This window comes from Collinsella sp. AM16-21, from assembly GCF_003471905.1.
In the GTDB taxonomy this organism is placed as follows: Bacteria; Actinomycetota; Coriobacteriia; order Coriobacteriales; family Coriobacteriaceae; genus Collinsella.
This window is the reverse complement of the sequence record NZ_QRKJ01000031.1, coordinates 1-2887: the sequence shown is the minus strand read 5'-3', so window position 1 is coordinate 2887 and position 2887 is coordinate 1. Positions and strand designations below refer to the sequence as shown.

Below are 2887 nucleotides of genomic sequence, written 5' to 3'. Positions count from 1 at the left end.
TGTTAGCGTCAATATATTTTTCACCATTTTCACCAACGTATTTTCGCCAATCGCGCCAACGCGGATGCGCCGGATTCGCCAACGCGGATGCGCCGCTTTCGGCGTCTAGGCTCCCTCCTCCTTCCCGTCCTCACCGCCGATGGATACGTCCTTCAGGCGGTATGACCGTCCCGTTATCTTGATCATCGCGCAATGGTGGCAAAGCCTGTCGGCCACCGCCGAGGCCGTGACGTTGCTGCCGAACACGTCGCCCCACCTGCCCACCGGCACGTTGGTCGTGACGATGGTCGACCGCTTTAGCGCGTAGCGCCTGTTGACCAGCTGGAACAGCAGGTCGGCACCCTCCTTGCCGATATCGAGGTAGCCGAGCTCGTCTATTATCAGCAGGCTGCAGTGCTCGTAGAACCGCATCCTGCGCGCCAGCGCCTCCTTCGCCGAGGCGTGCTTGAGGTCCTCGACCAGCCTCGAGCAGTCGGCGAAGTACACCTGCTTGCGGGCCATCACCGCCTCGTGGCCTATGGCTATCGACAGGTGGGTCTTGCCGACGCCCGGGCTGCCGACGAGCACGACGTTGTCGCCGCGGTCGATGAACTCGAGCGTGGCCAGCTGCTCGACCAGCCCGCGCGGCACGCTCGGCTGGAAGCCCCAGTCGAAGTCGGCCAGCGTCTTTATGTAGGGGAAGTTGGCCATCCTCGTGCGGCGCTCGTCGTCGGCGCGCCGCTTGAGGGCTATCTGGGCGTCGGTGAGCTCGAGCATGGCGTCGACCAGGCCCTTCCTCCCGTCGGCGACGAGCCTGACGTACTCGGGCACCGACGACGCCATGCCCTCGAGCCCCAGCTCCTCGAGGTTGGCCGCCAGGCGGTTGAGGGGGCTGGCCTGCACGGCGGCGCTCACAGCGAGCCCCCTATCGAGTCGAGCAGGCCGAGGTTGGCCGCGGCGGCCGCCTCGATGTCGCCGGCGGCGTCGCCGAACCACCGCTTGCCGGCCATGGCCTCGGCGTAGTGAGCCGGGTCGTAGGCCGGCCCGCCCGCCACGTGCGTGGCCACCAGCTCGCCGCCGACGTAGCAGTCCATCGCGCCGCCGGGCATGCAGACGATGCGGGCGGGCCTGCCGATGCAGCGCCTGGGCACCGACATGGGCTCGCCGTGCGCGCTCACCAGCATCGTGGCCGGCACCCTGGCCACGCGCACCACGTCGCCCATCGCCTCCTCGAGGGCGCGCAGGTTGCCGACGGGCAGCAGCGCGTCCTTCTCCTCCATGAACAGCGCGGAGGGCGGCAGCCCCGTGGTCTCGTTGGGCTCGGAGTTGCTGGCGTCCTCGATCCGCGCGACGATCTCGTCGATGTCGTCCCAGCCGTCGAAGTCGCCCTGGTAGGCCATGAGCCGCGACAGGAAGCGGTTCGACGACTCGACCTTGCCCTTCGTCTGGGGGCTGCGCGGGCGGCACAGCTTCAGCTCGAAGCCGGCGGCCTTGGCGAACTCGTACGCGCGCTGGACCTTGAGGCGCCTGCCGCCCTTGACCGTCACCAGGGCGGACATGTTGTCCGTGACCCACTCGCGCGGCACGCCGCCGAGCCTCGCGATCGTGGCGTACATGCACCTGACCAGGTCGTCGGTCGTCCTGGTCCTCGACCGGATGAATATGTGCCTGCGGGAATGGCCCAGCGTCGCCGCGAACACGTTGAACTCGAACAGCTCGCCGTCGCGGTTCGCCATCTTGACGGACTCCTTCCAGTCGAACTGCAGCTGCAGTCCGGGCGGCGTCTCGAAGCGCGGGTGCGGCTCCGGGCCGCCGGAGGCCCCGACGGCGATGCCGTTCTTGCGCATGAACTGGGTGAAGGCGTTGTAGCCGGCCAGGTCCTCGCCGGGATACCTGTGCAGCAGCCACTCGTGGATGCCCTTCTTGGTGACTCCCGGCAGCTGCGCCTTGGCGGCCACCTCCTCGATGTGCGCGTCGAACGAGCCCGCCCTGTCGCCGCGCCCGTCGTGGGGCCGCCCGCCCTCGGCCCTCCAGTACGACGCCACGGTGTGCCTGTCCTTGCCGTAGCGCTTCGCTATGTCGCTGAAGTTGGGCTTTATGCCCGCTTCCCTGTACATGTCCAACTCTCCGATCAGGTTCTTCTCCGCCACGGCCCGCTCCTCCCGAAAGCATCGTTCGCTCGTCGATCGAAGCGTAAGCCCCGGCGTTGGTGGAAATGGTGAAAATGCGTTGGCGCAAATGGCGGGATTGCGTTGGCATGATTGGTTATTGAGCGTTGGTCAAAATGGTTGTTTTTACAGTAGCGCTAACACCGGTGGGCGTCCTCTCGTCGAAGACGAGCCCGTGCCTGAGCAGGAACTTGGAGAGCCGCTGCTTCGAGCGCGAGAGGTCGTCCCTCGCGTCCTCGAGCGCCCTGGTCAGGTCGCGGGCGGCCTCGCACTCGTCGTCGGGGACCCACACCTCGACCACGTTGCCGACCGACAGCATGCGGGCGAGGAACTCGGCGTCGTTGCGGTCGTTCTTCCTGCGCCTGTCCGCGCTGGGCTTGATCATCTTCGAGACGGCGCCGACCACGCAGTCGACCCCCAGGCCGGAGAGCCTCTTCTGCAGGTCGAACCCCGTGACCCCGGACTCGTACACGCACCTGGCCCCGGGGTCCACGGAGCGGACCCACTCCGCGACGGCGCCGGCGTCGTAGCCGAAGGTCGCGGCGCGCACCTCCCCGGTCATGACGTCGAGGGAGACGGCCTTTATCGAGCGGGCGTGGACGTCGAGGCCGACGAAGGTGGTAGTATCGAGCATGGGAGCCCCTTCCATGAATGCGGCGTGGCCGCTGCGGCTGAATTAGACACTCACCATTGTCGGCCTAATCCGCGGTCTTTCATGCAGCAGGGGCTCTCAATGTTTT

General features: G+C 67.0%; 3 protein-coding genes. All 3 read right to left on the bottom strand.

The features are described from left to right. Positions 1–105 precede the first annotated feature (105 nt). The 3 genes from istB to DW180_RS10025 all read right to left on the bottom strand — a co-directional run bounded on the left by istB (position 106) and on the right by DW180_RS10025 (position 2781). Entirely contained in the window at positions 106–894 is a 789-nt protein-coding gene (gene istB / locus DW180_RS10035; protein ID WP_117648567.1) for an IS21-like element helper ATPase IstB, read from the bottom strand. After that, positions 891–2129 carry an IS21 family transposase gene (istA, locus tag DW180_RS10030; RefSeq protein WP_117655710.1) on the bottom strand — a complete coding sequence of 413 codons (1239 nt, stop codon included), beginning with the start codon at positions 2127–2129 and terminating at the stop codon, positions 891–893. The genes istB and istA overlap by 4 nt, the downstream gene beginning before the upstream one ends. 115 nt (positions 2130–2244) lie before the next feature. Further along, positions 2245–2781, bottom strand: coding sequence for a transposase (locus tag DW180_RS10025; RefSeq protein WP_233545246.1), 537 nt, complete (start codon positions 2779–2781; stop codon positions 2245–2247). Positions 2782–2887: the final 106 nt, after the last annotated feature.

Bases quoted from the DNA above. Each gene is read 5' to 3' on its own strand.
- DW180_RS10025 (WP_233545246.1), bottom strand. From the start codon at position 2,781: ATGCTCGATACTACCACCTTCGTCGGCCTCGACGTCCACGCCCGCTCG.